18 protein-coding genes are annotated in these 16,576 nt (G+C 70.5%); 5 read left to right on the top strand and 13 right to left on the bottom strand.

Translation table 11 applies throughout. The annotated features are described in order from the left end of the window. Positions 1–279: 279 nt before the first annotated feature. The gene (locus tag OG407_RS06515) at positions 280–915 is read left to right on the top strand and encodes an RraA family protein (protein WP_405855887.1); all 636 of its coding nucleotides are present in this window, start codon (positions 280–282) and stop codon (positions 913–915) included. Beyond that, a complete protein-coding gene (locus OG407_RS06510; protein ID WP_405855885.1) occupies positions 915–1,982 on the top strand; it encodes a D-2-hydroxyacid dehydrogenase in 1,068 nt (355 codons plus the stop codon). Before OG407_RS06515 ends, OG407_RS06510 begins: the two co-directional genes overlap by 1 nt. A 35-nt stretch (positions 1,983–2,017) precedes the next feature. On the opposite strand, the gene OG407_RS06505 is transcribed toward OG407_RS06510, so the two are convergent. Next, a complete protein-coding gene (locus OG407_RS06505) occupies positions 2,018–2,863 on the bottom strand; it encodes an SDR family oxidoreductase (RefSeq protein WP_405855883.1) in 846 nt (281 codons plus the stop codon). A 30-nt stretch (positions 2,864–2,893) separates the two neighbouring features. Between OG407_RS06505 and OG407_RS06500 the strand changes: the two genes are divergently transcribed. After that, positions 2,894–3,148: a TetR/AcrR family transcriptional regulator gene (locus OG407_RS06500; protein WP_405855881.1), complete on the top strand. Its 255-nt coding sequence runs from the start codon at positions 2,894–2,896 to the stop codon at positions 3,146–3,148. A 268-nt stretch (positions 3,149–3,416) separates the two neighbouring features. Here the strand turns inward: OG407_RS06500 and catC are convergent, their stop codons facing one another. The 12 genes from catC to OG407_RS06440 all read right to left on the bottom strand — a co-directional run bounded on the left by catC (position 3,417) and on the right by OG407_RS06440 (position 14,269). Further along, positions 3,417–3,695, bottom strand: coding sequence for a muconolactone Delta-isomerase (gene catC, locus OG407_RS06495; RefSeq protein ID WP_405855879.1), 279 nt, complete (start codon positions 3,693–3,695; stop codon positions 3,417–3,419). 12 nt (positions 3,696–3,707) lie between these two features. Beyond that, positions 3,708–4,565 carry a catechol 1,2-dioxygenase gene (gene catA, locus OG407_RS06490; protein WP_405855877.1) on the bottom strand — a complete coding sequence of 286 codons (858 nt, stop codon included), beginning with the start codon at positions 4,563–4,565 and terminating at the stop codon, positions 3,708–3,710. A gap of 35 nt (positions 4,566–4,600) precedes the next feature. Continuing rightward, a complete protein-coding gene (locus tag OG407_RS06485; protein WP_405855875.1) occupies positions 4,601–5,704 on the bottom strand; it encodes a mandelate racemase/muconate lactonizing enzyme family protein in 1,104 nt (367 codons plus the stop codon). Further along, positions 5,701–6,936, bottom strand: coding sequence for an amidase (locus OG407_RS06480; protein WP_405855873.1), 1,236 nt, complete (start codon positions 6,934–6,936; stop codon positions 5,701–5,703). Before OG407_RS06480 ends, OG407_RS06485 begins: the two co-directional genes overlap by 4 nt. Before the next feature lie 117 nt (positions 6,937–7,053). Then, positions 7,054–7,578, bottom strand: a complete 525-nt coding sequence (gene hpaC, locus OG407_RS06475) for a 4-hydroxyphenylacetate 3-monooxygenase, reductase component (RefSeq protein ID WP_405855871.1) — start codon at positions 7,576–7,578, stop codon at positions 7,054–7,056. Between the two features lie 53 nt (positions 7,579–7,631). Then, entirely contained in the window at positions 7,632–8,585 is a 954-nt protein-coding gene (locus tag OG407_RS06470) for a PDR/VanB family oxidoreductase (protein WP_405855869.1), read from the bottom strand. Positions 8,586–8,676: 91 nt separating this feature from the next. Further along, positions 8,677–9,444 carry an SDR family NAD(P)-dependent oxidoreductase gene (locus OG407_RS06465; protein ID WP_405855867.1) on the bottom strand — a complete coding sequence of 256 codons (768 nt, stop codon included), beginning with the start codon at positions 9,442–9,444 and terminating at the stop codon, positions 8,677–8,679. Next, on the bottom strand, positions 9,441–9,995 hold the full coding sequence (locus tag OG407_RS06460; protein WP_405855865.1) for an aromatic-ring-hydroxylating dioxygenase subunit beta: 555 nt from the start codon (positions 9,993–9,995) through the stop codon (positions 9,441–9,443). The genes OG407_RS06465 and OG407_RS06460 overlap by 4 nt, the downstream gene beginning before the upstream one ends. Further along, the gene (locus tag OG407_RS06455; RefSeq protein ID WP_405855863.1) at positions 9,985–11,259 is read right to left on the bottom strand and encodes a Rieske 2Fe-2S domain-containing protein; all 1,275 of its coding nucleotides are present in this window, start codon (positions 11,257–11,259) and stop codon (positions 9,985–9,987) included. Before OG407_RS06455 ends, OG407_RS06460 begins: the two co-directional genes overlap by 11 nt. Next, on the bottom strand, positions 11,256–11,624 hold the full coding sequence (locus tag OG407_RS06450) for a hypothetical protein (RefSeq protein ID WP_405855861.1): 369 nt from the start codon (positions 11,622–11,624) through the stop codon (positions 11,256–11,258). Before OG407_RS06450 ends, OG407_RS06455 begins: the two co-directional genes overlap by 4 nt. 66 nt (positions 11,625–11,690) lie before the next feature. Then, complete coding sequence (locus OG407_RS06445; protein WP_405855859.1) at positions 11,691–12,863, bottom strand: acyl-CoA dehydrogenase family protein; 1,173 nt, start codon at positions 12,861–12,863, stop codon at positions 11,691–11,693. A 167-nt stretch (positions 12,864–13,030) separates the two neighbouring features. Further along, complete coding sequence (locus tag OG407_RS06440; protein ID WP_405855857.1) at positions 13,031–14,269, bottom strand: ROK family protein; 1,239 nt, start codon at positions 14,267–14,269, stop codon at positions 13,031–13,033. A 226-nt stretch (positions 14,270–14,495) separates the two neighbouring features. Here OG407_RS06440 and OG407_RS06435 point away from each other — a divergent pair, with 226 nt between their 5' ends. Both OG407_RS06435 and OG407_RS06430 read left to right on the top strand, forming a co-directional pair. Continuing rightward, positions 14,496–15,599, top strand: a complete 1,104-nt coding sequence (locus OG407_RS06435; RefSeq protein ID WP_405855855.1) for a Gfo/Idh/MocA family protein — start codon at positions 14,496–14,498, stop codon at positions 15,597–15,599. Between the two features lie 8 nt (positions 15,600–15,607). Continuing rightward, positions 15,608–16,516, top strand: coding sequence for a sugar phosphate isomerase/epimerase family protein (locus OG407_RS06430; RefSeq protein WP_405855853.1), 909 nt, complete (start codon positions 15,608–15,610; stop codon positions 16,514–16,516). The last annotated feature ends 60 nt before the right edge of the window (positions 16,517–16,576 follow it).

The raw sequence follows: 16,576 nt of genomic DNA, 5'->3' as shown, positions 1-16,576 counted from the left end.
CGGCTCAGGGGCGTATCCGAGCCAAGATGCGACTCGAATCTCGAATGAGAATAGATTCGCACTCCTGGGTGGTCAAGGATCTGGATTGCAGCCAGGTAAATCCTGCGCTTCGAACGTGATGCGACTTCCGGACGCCTGGGCTCCGTTGGGGGTTCGCCGCTCGCCGGCGCCCCGCGTCGCCCCTCTGGCCCGCTCTTGCCCTCGCGGCACGGATGGATGCAGACTGGCTCGCGAAACGCGAAACCTTTCGCATTTTCTAGTTCTGAGCGGGAGTCTGTGATGACCCAGGACAACGTGCGAGTGGCCCCTGCCTGGGACCGCCCCGACCAGCGGCTGCTGCAGCGGTTCCGTGAGCACTCCGTGGCCAATCTCGGGGACGCCCTCGACCGACTGAACATCGTGGACGGCGGGATCTCCGCGATCTGGAAGGGTGCGAAGGCCGTCGGCACCGCGCTGCCCGTGTTCACCGTCGCCGGCGACAACAAGGCCGTGATAGCCGCCCTCGACCACATCCGCCCCGGGGACATCCTGGTCATCAACGCCCTCGGCTACGACGGCCGCGCCATCGTCGGTGACAACCTGGCCCAGCGGTTCGACGTCTTCGGCGCTGTCGGAGCGGTTGTCGACGGCTATGTGCGCGACGGCGCGATCATCGAGAAGCTCGGCGTGCCCGTCTTCGCGCGCGGGCTCACACCCGCCGGGCCCTTCAAGAACGGACCGGGCACGATCGGCGAACCCGTCGCGATCGGCGGTGTCGTGGTCAGTCCCGGCGACATCGTCGTGGCCGACGACGACGGTGTCATCGTCATCCCGCCGCATCGCGCGGACGAGGCGCTGACGGCGGTGGAGGCGATCGTCGCCCGGGAGGCCGACCTCGATGCCGAGGTCGCCGAACTGCGGACCCGACGCGCCTGATGGGAACCGAGGAACGAACCCCGGACCGGCTCCGGGTGGCGGTCGCCGCACCGCTGTCGGAGGACAACCGCGCGCGCGTCCTCGCGCTGGAACCACGGATCGACCTCGTCGTCGACCAGGACCTGCTCCCGCCGATGCGCTGGCCCGCCGACTTCGCCGGTGACCCGGCCTGGCAGCGCACGTCCGAGCAGCAGCGCGTCTACGAGGCCGCCTTGGACTCGGCCGACGCGCTCTACGGCATCCCCGACGTGGACCCCGTCGCCCTGGCCCGGACGGTCCGCGCCAACCGGCGGCTGCGCTGGGTGCACACGATGGCCGCGGGCGGCGGCAGCCAGGTCAAGGCCGCGGACCTCACCGCCGACGAACTCGAACGCGTCCTCTTCACCACCTCCGCCGGAGTGCACGGCGGGCCGCTCGCGGAGTTCGCCGTCCTCGGTGTGCTCGGGGGAGCGAAGGGTCTGCCCCGCCTGCTGCGCGGGCAACGGGATCACGAGTGGGGCGGCCGCTGGACGATGGGGCAGGTGAGCGAGCAGACGATCCTGCTGCTCGGCCTCGGTGGCATCGGCCGGGTCGTCGCCCGGAAACTGGCCGCGCTGGGCTCCAAGGTCATCGGAACGAGCAGGCGCGGTACGGGAGTCGAGGGCGTCCACGAGGTCGTGCCGCTCGACTGTATCGTCGAGGTGGCGCCGACGGTGGACGCCGTCGTGAACACCCTCCCCGGCACCTCGGCGACCGAGCACCTCCTCGGCAAGCGGTTCTTCGACGCCCTGCGGCCCGGTGCGACCCTCGTGAACGTCGGCCGTGGCAGCGTCGTCGACGAGGTCGCCCTCATGGCGGCACTGGACTCCGGCCGGGTCGGTTTCGCCGCGCTCGACGTCTTCGAGACGGAACCGCTGCCGGTCGACAGCCCGCTGTGGGACCACGACCACGTGCTGGTGAGCCCCCACACCGCCGCGCTCAGCACCGCGGAGGACCGCCTCATCGCCGAACTCTTCGCCGCCAACGCCACGCGGTTGCTCGACGGCGAGAACTTGCTCAACCGCGTGGACACCGTCGAGTTCTACTGAACGGTCAAACGGGCGAGCACATGAACAGGGCGCGGTTATTCGGCCGGTGCGGTCAGGGCGCCGAGGTGGCCGGACTTCACGGCGGCGACGACGCCACCGTCGACCAGGAGGTCGGTTCCGGTGATGAACGAGGCGTCCGGACCGAGCAGGAAGGCGGCTGCGGCGGCGATGTCGCTCGGTGTGCCGAGGCGGCCGGTTCCGGAGGCGTCGACCAGGGCGCGGATGAGGTGACCGGCCTGGCCGGCCAGCTCCTGCTGTCCCATGGGGGTGGAGATCACACCGGGGCTGATGCTGTTGAGCCGGGCGCCGCGCGCGCCCCAGGCGGTACTGGCCGCGGCAACCCGCACGTGGTTGGCGCGCTTGGCGATCCCGTAGGCGGCCGCGGGGTCGGTGACGGCGTCCGGGCTGAGGAAGGGCAGGTGCAGGAGTCGGTCGGCGGGGGTGCCGGCGAGGGCGCTCTCCTGCTCGGGGGTGAGCGCGGCGGCGATGTGTCCGGCCATGCTGGCGATCACCACGCCGGCCCCTCCGGCGGCGATCACGGGGGCGAACGCGTCCAGGACGAGCGCCACACCGAGCAGGTCCACCTTGAGGATCGCCTGCGCGGGTGCCTGGACGGGGGACAGCCCGGCGGTGTGCACGACCTGGTCGACCTCGCCGGTCGCCTGTGCGGTCCGCGCCAGGTCCTGGACGGAGGCGGCCGAGGTCACGTCGACCACCTGCGTGGCCACGGTGAGGCCCTCGTCCCGCAGCGTCTGCCCGGCGGCCTTGAGGACGTCCTCGCCGACGTCGGCCAGCAGGACCGTGCGGCCCGCGCCCAGTCGGCGCGCCACCGCCAGGCCCATACCGCCGGCTCCGATGATGACCAGCACCTTTGCGCTCACGGCCTGCCTCCCGCTCATTTACGAGACAGATTGTCTCGCCTTCTTCTTCACCCTACCTCCCCGGCCGATCTCGTCAACACGTCTGACTCACAGCGGGGGCGTACTCGAAGCGAGAGCACACGGCAGGCCATTCCGGAGGCGACCCGCGACGAGCCGGCGGCCGGCGGGTACGACAAGGTGCCGATCGACCGCATCGCAACGGCAGCCGGCGCCGGTGAGCAGACCGTCCACCGCCGGTATCGCTCCAAGAGCGAGCTGGTCGCCGAGTGCATCCTGGAGGGGTAGGTCCCTGCCAGGACCGCCGTGGTCGCGGACAGCGGTGAGGTGCGCGGCGACCTGCGCGCCTGGTTGCGCGCCTGGTTGCGAGGCTTCGCCGATTTCCTCGCCGAGACCGAGAACGCCTCCCTGATCCGCGCCCGCACCGCGGCCGACGAAGCCGCCCTCACTGCCCGCCTGGGCGGCGCGGTGCGCCTGGGGCGGCTGAGGGCGGACACGTCGACCGCGGCCGTGCTCCGACCGACGAGACAACACAGCTGCCCGCCTGTGCCGTTGGTCAGCGGACCGAGGATGGATGCCGGGCCAGCGGGGTCACGCTGACGTCCATGTACGGGAAGAGCGGCAGCCCCCACAGGAGTTCGTTGAGCCGGTCGTTGTCGGTGACGTCGAAGACGCTGAGGTTGGAGTACTGACCGGCGCAGCGCCACAAGTGCAGCCATTCGCCGGAGTGTTGGAGCCGCTGGGCGTACTCCTTCTCGGCGGCGACGGTCGATGTCCGGAACGCCGGGTCGAGATCGGGTGGCAGGTTCACGGTCATGTGGACGGCGAAGAGCATGACGGTCTCCGATCAGGAAGCGGGATCGAGGACGAAGTCGTAGGTGACCTGCCTGCCACCGTCGCCCGTCGGGCGCGGGTCGATGACGAGTTCCGGCTTCACAGCGGAGGCGACATCGTCCTCGACGTGTTCGCCGCCGTGGAAGTACAGCTGGGCGGTGAGCGTCTCGTGGCCGGGCGCGGAAACCTTCAGGTGCAGATGGGCCGGGCGCCAGGGGTGCCAGCCGGCGGCGGCGATGAGCTTGCCGCAGGATCCGTCGGTGGGGATCTGGTAGGGGGCGGGCTGGATGGTGCGCACCGCGAAGCGCCCCTCGTCGTCGGCGGTGACGGCACCACGCAGGTTCCACTGGGGGATGCCGGGTGCGAACTGCGCGTACAGGCCGGCGTCGTCGGCCTGCCACATCTCCAGCAGCGCGCCGGACAGGGGCTCGCCCGAGACCCCCGTGACCTGGCCCTGGAAGAGGAGCGGGGTGCCGGCCTCGTCCTCGCGCATCGGCAGGGTGCTGACACTGGGGAGGCCGGGAGCGCCCGGCACGTAGTACGGCCCCTCGATGGTGCCCTTGCTCCCCTTGCGCTCGGCCCCCGCGACCTCCTCCACGACGTGCTCGATCCACACGTCCAGGAAGAGCGGCCACTCGCCGTCCTCTCCGACAGAGATCAGCCACGACTTGAGGGCGTTGTACTCCTCGTACGTCACCTGGTTTTGGCGGATGACGTCGTGCACGGCGGATATCAGCTCGGTGGCAAGGGTGTTGACGCGCTCCGTGTCGGCGACGGCCCGGGCGGTCGCGGTGGCCTTGTCGGTGCGGAAGCGGTCGGTGGCGGAAGCACCGGATGCGGCGGCGGTGGCTTTCAGTGTGGTGTCGGACATGATGTGCGGCTCCTTTGCCGGTCGGGAAATGCGGTTCAGCGGTCCTGGCGGTAGCGGGTGAGCTTGTCCGGGTCGATCGCGACGCCCAGACCGGGCAGGTTCCGTACGGCGAGCGTGCCGTCGGTGATCGTGACCGGTTCGGTGAGCAGGTCGTCGCTCATGTCCAGGAAGTTGGAGAGTTCGCCGGCGCGGCGGGAGGCGGCGGCGTACGCGGCGCCGAAGGCGACCGTGCACACCGTGCCCAACTGGCCGTCGATCTGGTTGCCCATCACCACCTCGGCGCCCATCCCCTCGCACTGGAACAGCACGCGCTGGGACCGGGTGAAGCCGGTGCGGGCGGTCTTGACGCTGATCGCGGTGGCCGCGCCGTCCAGCAGGGAGCGGGTGACCTCAGCGGGTGTGGTGGCGGACTCGTCCGCGACGAACGGCACGGGACACTGCCGTACGAGCCAGCGGCGTCCCAGCACGTCGTCGGCGGGGCACAGCTCCTCGGCGAGGGTGATGCCGACGGGTTCGAGTGCGCGCAGGGCGGTGGCGGACTCCGAGGCGGTCCAGCCGCGGTTGCCGTCGACGTACAACTCGGCCTCGTCGCCCAGGACTTCGCGGAGTGCCCGGCACACATCGAGGTCGAGGGTGATGGGCCGCCGCCCGACCTTCACCTTGAAGGTGGTGATGCCGTACGTGTCCCGGATCCGCTCGGCCTCCTCGGCCATCCGCTCCGGGGCGTCGAAACCGAGCATGTGCGAGACGCGCATCCGGTCGGTGTAGCCGCCGAGGAGGTGGGTGACCGGTTGGCCCAGAGCCTGGCCGGCGATGTCCCAAAGGGCCATGTCCACGGCCGACTTGGCGGCCGGGTTGCCGACGGTGCGATGCAGCCGGGCGTGTACCTGCTCGCGGGCGAACACGTCCATGCCGGTGAGCTGCGGGGCGAAGATCTTCTCGATGACGGCGATCACGGACTGCTGTGTCTCGCCGTAGGTGAAGGGGCGGGGCGGCGCGTCGGCGACGCCCACCAGCCCTTCGTCGGTGTGGACCTGGACGAGCACGTGCTCGGCGCTGTGCACCTCACCGCTCGCGAAGCGCAGGGGTTTCAGATACGGGATCGAGTACGGGATCGTCTCGATCGCGGTGATCTTCATCGGGTGCCGCCCGCGATCTCCTGGATGACCGCCTCGGTGTGCCGGGCGATGCCGAGCAGGCGGGCCACGCGGTCGGGGTGGCCGATGAGTTGGAGGCCGAGCGGCATGCCGTGCGGGTCCCGGTGGCCGGGGACGGTGACGACGGGCAGGCCGAGCAGTTGCCAGGGGCGGCTGAGCACGGGGGTGCCGGTGGCGTCCAGCCCGCGCGGGGCCGGGCCCGGGGCGGCCGGAGCGAGGATCACGTCGACCCGGGTGAGCAGGTCGAGGACCCGGGCGCGGGCGGTGCCGGCGATGTGCTGTGCCCTGCGGTACTCGCCCTCGGAGGTCCGGCGGCCACGCTCCAGCAGTTCGCGCAGGGGTGTACTCAGCGACTCCGGGTACTCCGCCTCGGCGGCCAGGGATCGCGCGGCCTCGTACGCCATGACGGTGGCGTGGGTCTCGGCGAGTTCGGGTGTACGGACCTGGCCGCCCAGGTCGTTCGCCTTGGCCCCGGTCGCCGTCAGGGCCTTGGCGGTGCGGTCCAGCGCGTCGAGCATCGCCGGGTCGATGTCGGCCAGTTCGGTCCCGCGCCAGACCAACACCCCGGTCCAGTCCGGGACTTCGGCCCTGGTGCCGTCGACCGCCTCGACCACGGCGGCCAGTTCGGTGACTCCGGGGGTGATCAGTCCCGGTGCGTCCAGGCTCGGGCTGAGTCCGGTGATCCCCCGTGTCGACCAGGCGCCGACCGGGGCGACAAACCCGGCGACACCGCAGAAGGACGCCGGCCTGGTCAGCGAACCCGCCGTCTGCGAGCCCAGCGCCAACGGCACCACGCCCGCCGCGACCGCCGCCGCCGACCCGCTGGAGGAACCGCCCGGAGTGTGGGCGAGGTTGTGCGGGTTGCGGGTCGGACCCGGCTGGAAGTACGCGAACTCGGTGGTGACCGTCTTGCCCAGCGGTACGGCACCCGCCCGGCGCAGCCGGTCCACCAGCCAGGCGTCGGACGGGGCGATCCGCCCTCGCCGGAGCGGGGAGCCGCACTCGGTGGGCAGCCCGGCGACGTCGATGATGTCCTTGACGCCGACCGGCACACCCCGCAGCGGCCCGTCCGTGATGCCCTCGGCCGCCCTGCGCGCACCCTCCGCGTCGACGCGAACCCAGGCACGGATGTCCGGCTCGGTCTCGGCCAGGCGTCGCAGCGCGCCGTCGACCGCTTGGCGCGGGTCGTGTGCGGCGGAGGTCAGTGAGAGCACGTCAACCTGCTTTCGAAGTAGGGGTGTTCCTCAACAGGCGCAATCCAATGGGCTGTTGCCCAACGGGCGGAGTTCAACGGGCTGTTGCCCAACGGGCGGATTTCGACGGGCTGTTTTTCAACAGGCCACCGGCGGCGCCGAGTCCAGCCGGTGGAAGCTTCGGTTGAAGTAGACGAGGCTGTCGCCGCCCGGCCGGGTACGGATCCGCTCGATCTCGACGAACAGCACGCTGTGGGTGCCCATGGCCTTCGAGTCCTTGATGGTGCCGACCACGGTCACCACCGCGTCCTTGAGCACCGGCACGTCGTGCGTCCGGTCCCAGACGTCCCAGGTGAAGCGCTCGGCCATGGACGCCTCGGTCGCGCCGGCGAAGTGCAGCGCCAACTCCTGCTGGTCCCCGCCGAGTACGTTGACGCACACGCGCCCGTTGGCGCTGAAGACGTCGTGCATGGCGCTCTTGCGGTTGACGCAGACCAGGACGGTCGGCGGATCGTCCGTCACCGAGCAGACCGCGCTGACGGTGATGCCGCAGCGGCCGTTCGGTCCGTCCGTCGTCAGGATGTTGACGGCCGCGGGAAGGTGCGCCATCGCCTCCCTGAAGTCCGCCCGGTTCGGGGCGTGTTGAGGGTCGTACGCGTTCATGGTCGTTCGTTCCTCTCCGCGCCGGACTCCGGCGCATCGCTCGGCGTGCCCGCTCACCACAGCTCGACCACCAAGCGGGGTGACCTGGAGCGGGATACACACGCGGCGATCTGGTCGCCCGCCGCCTTTTCCTTGGCGGTCAGGCAGTGGTCGCGGTGGTCGGGCTCGCCGTCGAGGACCCGTAGGACGCAGGTGCCGCAGATGCCTTCGCGGCAGGAGGTGTCGAGCGGGACTCCGTTGTCCTCCAGCACTTCGGCGATGCTCTTGTCGGCGGGCACGGTGTAGACCTCGCCGGTGTCGAGTTCGACCTCGAAACTCTCGCCGGGGGCGGCGTCCGGCTGGTCCGCCGCCTGGAACAGCTCGGAGTGGATCTGGTCCTCCGGCACGCTGCGGGCCGCGAGCGCGGTGACCTGTTCCATGAACCCCTGGGGGCCGCAGGTGTAGACGTGCGCGCTCGCCGGGAGATCGGTGAGCGCGGCGGAGAGCGCCTGGACCGCCGTCTCCCGCCCGTGCCCGAGGTGGAGGACGACCCGGCCGGCGAAGGCGGACTCCTCCAGCCGGTCCGCGAAGGCCGCCTCGGCCCGGCTCCGCGCCACGTAGTGCAGCCTGAAGTCCGCACCGGTGGCGAGGAGTTCGTACGCCATCGCGAGCAGCGGCGTGATACCGATGCCGCCCGCGACCAGGTGGTGCTCGCTCGCGTCGGCGTCGAGACCGAAGAGCTGCCGGGGTGCGCCGATGCGCAGCTCCGTGCCGGGTTCCGTCTTGTCGTGCAGGGCGTGGGAGCCGCCCCGGGACGTCTCCTCGCGTTTGACGGCGATGGTGTATGCGCCGGGGTCGTGCGGTGGTCCGCACAGTGAGTAGGGGCGGGTGATTCCGGTCGGTCCGGTCACGTCGATGTGGGCACCGGCCGGGTAGCCCGGGAGCGGGCTGCCGTCGGTGCGGGCCAGCCGGAGGACCTTGACCGCGTCGGTGACGTCGACGGCCTCGGTGACGGTGACAGTGAACATCCGTCTGCCTTCACGTTCGGGGCGGAACCAGTGGGAACCAGCGGAACCAGCAGGGACCAAAGGGGCGAGGGACCTCAGCTCATGGAGGGCCTCAGCGCAGGTAGAGGCCGCCGTTGGCGTCCCAGCACGCCCCGGTCACCGTGTCCGCGGTGTCCGCCGCCAGCAGCACGGCCATGTCGGCGATGAACTCGGGGCGGCCGAGGCGGCGTACGGGAATCGAGGCCTCGATCTGCGCGAGCCTGTCGGGGTCGACGTTCTCGCGGACGGACGGCAGTTCCTGGGGGCCGGGGGAGATGGCGTTGACCGTCACGCCCTGCGGCCCGAGTTCACGGGCGAAGACCTTGGTCAGCGTGATGACGCCGCCCTTGGCCGAGGCATAGTGCGCGCCGGTCGCCGTGCCGCCGTTCTGTCCGGCGAGCGAGGCGATGTTGACGATGCGCCCGTAACCGCGGTCGGCGAAGTACGCGCCGAGCACCTGACAGCCGAGGAACGTGCCGTCGAGGTTGGCCGACACGACCGCGCTGAAGCTGTCGGGGGTGATGTCCATCAGCGCCTCGACCTTGGAGAGGCCCGCGTTGTTGACCAGGACGTGGACGGCGCCCCAGCGTGCGACCAGGTCGTCCAGGACCCGTACGAACGCGGTCTTGTCGCGGGCGTCCAGGCCGAGTCCGACCGCGGAACTCCCGGTCGGGTCCAGGGCGGCGGCGGTCTTGACCGCGGCCTCCCCGTCCAGGTCGGTGACGGCGACGCGGTAGCCGCGGTCGTAGAACCGGGAGGCGATGCAGGCGCCCAGGCCGCGGGCCGCTCCGGTGACCAGCACGACGCGCGGCTGGTCGTCCTCCCACCCCGCCGGGCTCACAGGAGGAACCCCGACGCCGTCACGGCGTCCTCGGAGTTGATCAGACGGACGACCTTGCGCGCGATCCGGGGACCGTCGCCGGTGAACGCGATGCGGTGGGTGAGATCGGCCGCCAGGACGAAGGTCTCGCCGCGCTTGTAGCCCACGACCACCTGCGCCGAACAGATCTCGATGGAATCCCCGGACTCGTCACGGGCGGCGACCGTGAAGCGGGAGACGGTACGGACCGTACGGGCCGCTGCCGTCGCCGAGATGGAGAAGCCTCCGGTCAGCCGCTCGATGCGCATCCGGCGCATCCGGTCGTCGTCGTACACCAGGTTCAGCGAGCCGGCGAAGTCCGTCGTCTCCGGGTCGATGGGGACGACGTACTCGCCGCCCTCCGCCCACAGGGTGTCCCATTCCTCGTACCGTTTGGCGTCCAGGAGGCGGGCCTCGCGCCAGATGAGGGAGAGCGCTGCGAGGGCTCGCGGATCGTCGAGCGGCAGTTCGGCATCCACAACTGCCGTGCTGAGGACGTCACCAACTGTCGTACTGAGAACGTCACTTGACATCGGTCATCATCCTCTTCCACATCGCGTACGCCTCGCGCATGCCGGTCTCGTCGGTCGCGTGGGAGGTCGGCTGGCCCAGGTCGTTCGGCTTCTCCCGGCCGAGGCCCCGGTTGACGAGGATCGGCATGTCGACACCGCCGGTCACGCCGCGCTGGACGCGGTTCCAGGCCTCGGCGTCGTCGGGGCTGCCGAAGCCGAACGGGCCCTGGAAGTGCTCGTGGATGCGCAGCCGTTCGCGGTTGACGATCTCGGGGCCGCCGTCGAGGCCGAGGGCCACGTGCCGGATCTCCGTCTCCGTGACCGAGACCGGCCGCAGGACCCGGAAGAAGGACATCGACATGGCCACGTTCGGGAACAGGTTGAGGTTGAAGCCCGCGCCGTGCAGCGAGCGCACGATCCGCCGCACCCGCTCCGGAGGCAGGTCCTTGGACAACTCCTCGATGACATGGCGGAAGCGGTCCTGGAGCTTTTCGCTGCCGTCGTCGACGTCCAGGTCGACATGCTCGGCGACGGAGACGGACACGCTGTGGCCGTTGCCGAGGGCGTGGGTGACCGCGCTCTCGTCGGTCATGATCGACAGCATGCTCGCGGTCTCGGCGTCCACGGACGACATCCAGGAGCGGTGCACGATCGGGAAGTGGTACCAGTCGGTCGTGTTCTCCAGCTGGATCTTCCAGTTGCCCTGGAAACGGAACTTGTGCTCGCCCTGCACCTTGATCGGGAAGCCGGCGCCCTGCTTCATGAAGCGGTCGATCCACAGCCGTGCCCCGCCGAGGAAGTCCTCCAGCGGTTCGATCTCGTCGTCGAAGCTCGCGAAGATCATGCCCGCGTACGTCCCCACCTTGAGGCGTTGCAGCGGCAGGTCCCTCTTCTCCGTGACGTTCTCGTAGCCCTCGGGATAGGGGATGCCGCGCAGTGTGCCGTCCAGGGCGTACGACCACGCGTGGTAGGGACAGGTGAAGCCGTTGCCGTTGCCCTTGGGGACGTCGCAGACGCTGGCGCCGCGATGGCGGCAGCGGTTGAGGAGCACGTTGATGCCGCCGCGGCGGTCGCGGCTGACGATGACGGGACGGCGGCCGATCCAGGCCGTCTTGAAGTCGCCCGCCTTGGCGATCTCGCTCTCGTGGGCCACCCACACCCAGGTGCGGTGGAAGATCCGGTCCATCTCCAGCTCGAACAGCTCCGGGCCGGTGTAGAGGGTGCCGGCGACGCGGTCGCCCTCGACGAGCGCGGCGATGTCGGGAATCTCCGGGGACACGGTCATCGGGTGGCCTCCGGCTCCGGCAGCGGACGGCCGACGCGCGCCTCGATCTTCACGTAGCGCCACAGCCCGTGCTCGCCGACCTGGACGGTGCGGAAGAGGTTGCAGGCCGCGGCCACCGTCGGCTGGTCGGTCACGTCGGCGAGGACGTACGACGTCCAGGGCCAGGAGCCGGAGGGGCCGACCATGTGCTGGTCGTCGTCCATGGTGCCGAGGACGTTCACGCCGGGCAGTTCCCAGAGCTGGGAGAGCATGGTCGTGAAGCCGTCCCAGACCGCCTTGCCCTGACCGGTGGGCAGGTCGAAGAAGTTCTGGTTGACGCCGATGCAGAAGAGCACGCGCAGGGGTTTGCCGCCGGAATCGGGCATGGGGGAGTTCCCGCCTTTCAGGGGTGGGCCGGACAAGGGCTGCTCGGAGGTGGCCGGGAAGGGCTGCTAGAGGTAGCCGGGGAAGGGCTCGACGCCTATGAGGACCGCGCCGGCGCCGTCGTACATGCCCTCCTGGAGGAAGGCGTGCTGCGGGACGACGGACGCGTCGCGCAGGAAGCGCTGCATCGGGTGGCCGTCGGTGATGGCCGGGATGCCGCTGAGCTGGTAGGCGGCGCGGACGACCTCGAACGAGTTCTTCGCGAGATGGGCGGAGGCGAGCCGGAGCAGGCTGGCCTGCTCGGAGGTCGCGGGGTCCCCGGCCTCGACCGTGGCCCACACCTCGCCGGTGGTCTCGTAGAAGAAGGCGCGTGCGGACCGGAGTTGGGCCTCGGCCTGGCCCACCGCGATGCGGTAGGTGGCGCGTTCGGCGGGCTTCGGGGCGCCGGTGAATCCGGCGCGTCCGCCGCTGGCGATCGCCTGGTCGAGTGCGGCGCGGGCGACTCCGAGGCCGACCACGGCAAGGACCTGGGCGGCATAGGGGACGGTCGGGTAGCGGTACAGCGGTTCGTCGACGGTGGGTTCGCCGCCGCGTACGAACGTCCACTCCTCGGGGACGAGCGCACCGTCGGCCACCAGGTCGTGGCTTCCGGTGCCGCGCAGGCCGATGACGTCCCAGTTCTCGACGATCTCCACCTGCTCGGGGCGCAGCACGGCGGTCAGTGGACGACCGGCGTTCCGCTGACCGGCCTCGCCCCCGCTCGCCTTGATGCCGACACCGAGGACGTCCGCGCCCTTGCAGCCGCTGGCGAACTTCCACCGGCCCGACACCCGGTAGGTGCCGTCGACGAGTTCGGCCGGCTGGACCGGGAACAGGCCCCCGGCGAAGGCCACATCGGGCCCGTCGGCGTACAACTCGGCCTGGGTCTCCAGGGGCAGCGCGGCCAGATAGACGAGGGCCGAGCCGAAGCTGGCCACCCAGCCCGCCGATCCGTCGACCTCCGATATCCGCTCGATGAGCCGCAGGAACTCGGCCGGCGCCAGTGCGTCGCCGCCGAAGCGCTTCGGGGCACCCGCCCGGTAGAGACCGGCTCGCTTGAACTCCGCGATCATGTCCCGCGGAACGTGCCGCTTCTCCTCGAACTCCGCGCGCCGCTCGGCCACTTGGGACAGCACGCGGTCGAAGTCGGCCGCTCGGGCGTCGGAATCGACCGGTGCCGGGGATTCCAGCGACTGCGTCATGGGACGAACTCCTCGCATTGCCGGGCGGTCCTCGTTCCCGCCGTGCCTTCACGCTAGGCGCGGCGGGAACGGGCCGACAATTGGGAGTTGGCTGGAGTGTGTAGGGGATTCCTTTACGCGGTCCGGTGCGCCGAGAGCCCTTGAACGGCCCGGCGTGCCAGGAGCCCCTACGTCGGCTCGCTCGCCAGGAGTCGTGCGATGCCCGGCGGGCTGAAGATGTCCCGGGTGGCGAGCGCGATCCCGCCGTGGATCCCGGCCGCGGCGCCGAGCTGGGTGGTGGTGATGGTGAGTTTGCGGGTGGCCAGGGGCAGGGCGCGCTGGTAGACCACCGCGCGGACGCCGGAGAGCAGATCGTCGCGGAGTTCGCTCAACGGGCCGCCCAGCACCAGGGTGCGCGGGTTGAACATGTGCACCAGCATCGCCACCACCTCACCGATCTCCGTGGCGGCCTGGCGCAGCGCGTGCAGGGCGGGCGGATCGCTGTTGGCCACCCGCAGCGCCAGTTCGTGTGCGCCGTGCAGCGGGTCCTCGCCCGTCGACTCGGGAATGCCGAGGCTGCGCAGGATCGCCCGGTGGGAGGCGAGCGCTCCCACGCAGCCGATGTTGCCGCAGGCGCACAGCACATCGCCGCCGCCGACCGCCCGGATGTGGCCGATGTCGCCGGCCGCCCCGTCCGCTCCGCGGTACACGTCACCGTTCGCGGTGACGATGCCGGCACCGATACCGCTGGCGATCTTGATGCACAGCAGCGGAGTGTCCGCCTCGGCCTGGCCGGCCTCGCCGAGCGCCATCAGGTTGACGTCGTTGTCCACCACGACCGGGCAGCGGAACGCGGTGCGCAGGTGCTCGGCGACGGGATAGCTGTCCCATCCGGGCATGCCGGTCGGACGCACCGCGCAACCGTGCTGGAAGTCGACGGGGCCGGGCAGGCCGACCACCGTCTCGCGGACCCGGCCCGGGTCGCGGCCGTGCTTCGCCAGCAGACTCGACAGCCGCTCCGTCACCGCGTCCAGCACCGCCTTGGGGCCGGCGTCGATCCGGACGTCCACGGTCTCGTGCGCGATCACCCGCTGGGTGAGGTCGGCGATGGCGACCTGGCTCGACAGGGTGTCGATGTCCGCGACGGCGATGGTCCCGGCCTGCGGGCTGATCGTCAGGACCCGCGGCGGGCGCCCCCGGACCGACTCCCTGCTCTCCAGCTCCTGGAGTATGCCGCGTGCCACGAGGTGATCGACCTGCTGGCCCACGGTCGAGCGGGCGAGGCCGCTGCGCCGGGAGATCTCCGCACGGCTGGTCGCCTCACCGGAGACCACGAGATCCAGCACCCTGCGCAGCGCGACCGGCACCGGGGAGGACGGTGCCGTCCCCGCGGTGCTTCCCTCGCTATATCCGTCGCCTTTATGCATTCTGGTGACCCTAATGACGTCACCTTCCGCTCGTCAACAAGGTGTTCAGGCCAAGGATGTCTGGATCATGACGAGATCGTTTCGATGCGAACCCGAGATTTGACCGATCTTAGGCCTTGGAGAAAATTAAATAGGGCCTCTTGTGCTTTTCCGGCGAACTAAACGATGGTGATGCGCAACGCGGCGTTCAGGCCGCGGTCGGTCGGAAGACGGCGGAGGTGCACCGGTGAGTGGTTCCCTGCGAGCGGTCGTGGTCGGGACCGGAATGATCGGCGCGGTACACGCCGCGGCGATCCGCTCGGCCGGCGGAATCCTCGCCGGAGCGGTGGCATCGACTCCCGAGCGCAGCGCACAGGTCGCCAAGGAGTGGGACGTACCCGCCCGGTATCCGGACTTCGACGCGGTACTCGCCGACGAGAGCGTCACGGTGGTGCACCTCTGCACACCCAACGCCCTGCACGTCCCGCAGGCCGAGGCGGCCCTGCGTGCTGGCAAGCACGTGATCTGCGAGAAGCCGCTGGCCACGGCAGCCGCCGACGCCGAGCGGCTGACCCAACTCGCCGAGCGCGCCGGGCTGTTGCTGGCCGTTCCCTTCGTCTACCGCTATCACCCCCTGGTCCGGGAGATCCGCGACCGCCGCCTGCGCGGTGAGTTCGGGGCGTGGCAGCTCATCCACGGCAGCTACCTCCAGGACTGGCTGCTGGCCGAGGACGCGACGTCCTGGCGGGTGGACCCGGCCGAGGGCGGGCCCTCGCGGGCCTTCGCCGACATCGGATCCCACTGGTGCGACCTGGTGGAGTGGGTCGCCGGAGTCCGCTTCACCGAACTGACGGCCCGCATCGGCACCACCTTCGCCGACCGGCCCACCGAGGACGTGGCCGCCGTACTGCTGCGCACCGAGGACGGTGTCCTGGGCACGCTGACGGTCTCCCAGGTCTCGGCGGGTCGCAAGAACCGGCTCTGGTTCGAGCTCGACGGCGCCGACGGCAGCGCGGTCTTCGACCAGGAGAATCCCGAGACCGCCTGGCTGGGCGCCCAGGACGGCGCACGCATCCTCGTCCGCGATCCACAGCACGGCTCCGCCGAGCAGCGGCGCCTGTCCCGGCTGCCCGCCGGACACGCCCAGGGCTACGCCGACTGCTTCAACTCCTTTGTCACCGACGCCTATACGGCCATCGAGGGCGGCACGCCCGAAGGCCTGCCCACCGGCGCGGACGGGCTGCGCTCGGCCCGGCTGGTCGAAGCCGTGCTGCGGTCGTCCCGCTCCCTCGGATGGACCGACGTGGACGGTCCCGTCCTCCACCACGAGAGCCAGGAGGCCCCCGTATGAAACTCGGCATGCTCACAGCCTGTCTCCCGAACCTCTCCCTGACACAGATCGCCGCCTGGGCGAGCGAGACCGGATACGAGGCCCTGGAGGTCGCCGCCTGGCCCGTCACGGGTGGCCGCGACTTCGAAGCCGCACACCTGCCGGTGGCCGACTTCGGCACCCAACAGGCGGACGAGACACGGGAGTTGTTCGAGCGCCACCGGCTCCAGCTCTCGGCGCTCGCCTACTACGAGAACAACCTCCACCCCGACGCCGGGCGCCGGGAGGAGATCCACACCCACCTCAAGAAGGTCATCGACACCGCGGCCCTCCTCGACGTCCCGTACGTCGGCACCTTCGTCGGCCGGGACTGGACCCAACCCGTGGCGCACAGCCTCCGCGAGGCCGAGAAGGTCTTCCCCGAACTCGTCGAGTACGCGGGCGAACGCGGCGTACGCGTCATCATCGAGAACTGTGTGATGGAGGGCTGGCACCCGGACGGCTACCCGGGCAACCTCGCCTACTCGCCCGAGCTGTGGGAGTGGATGTTCTCCCTCGGGCTCTACCTCAACTGGGATCCCTCGCACCTGACGTGGATCGGCGTCGACCCGGTGAAGACCATCGCGCCCTACGCCGACCGCATCGTCCACGCCCAGGCCAAGGACGCCGAGATCCTGTCCGGCGCGATCGACCGCTACGGCGTCTTCGGCAAGGCGGTCGGGCGCGACGACCCCTGGGACAACGGCTGGTGGCGCTACCGCGTCCCGGGCCGCGGCCAGGTCGACTGGAACGCCGTCGTGGACGCCCTGTACGAGAACGGCTTCACCGGAACTCTCTCGGTCGAGCACGAGGACCCGGTGTGGAGCGGCACCGAGGAGAAGGTCAAGACGGGTCTTGAGATCGCCCACCGCACGCTGCGCCCACTGATCGCGGCCTGACGGGCAGCGCCCCGCCACTCGACCGACACCCCCCAACTGACAAGAAAGCGCAGGAGATTC

It is taken from the genome of Streptomyces sp. NBC_01515, assembly GCF_045040345.1.
Taxonomy (GTDB): domain Bacteria; phylum Actinomycetota; class Actinomycetes; order Streptomycetales; family Streptomycetaceae; genus Streptomyces.
This window is presented reverse-complemented; position numbering and strand designations above follow the sequence as displayed.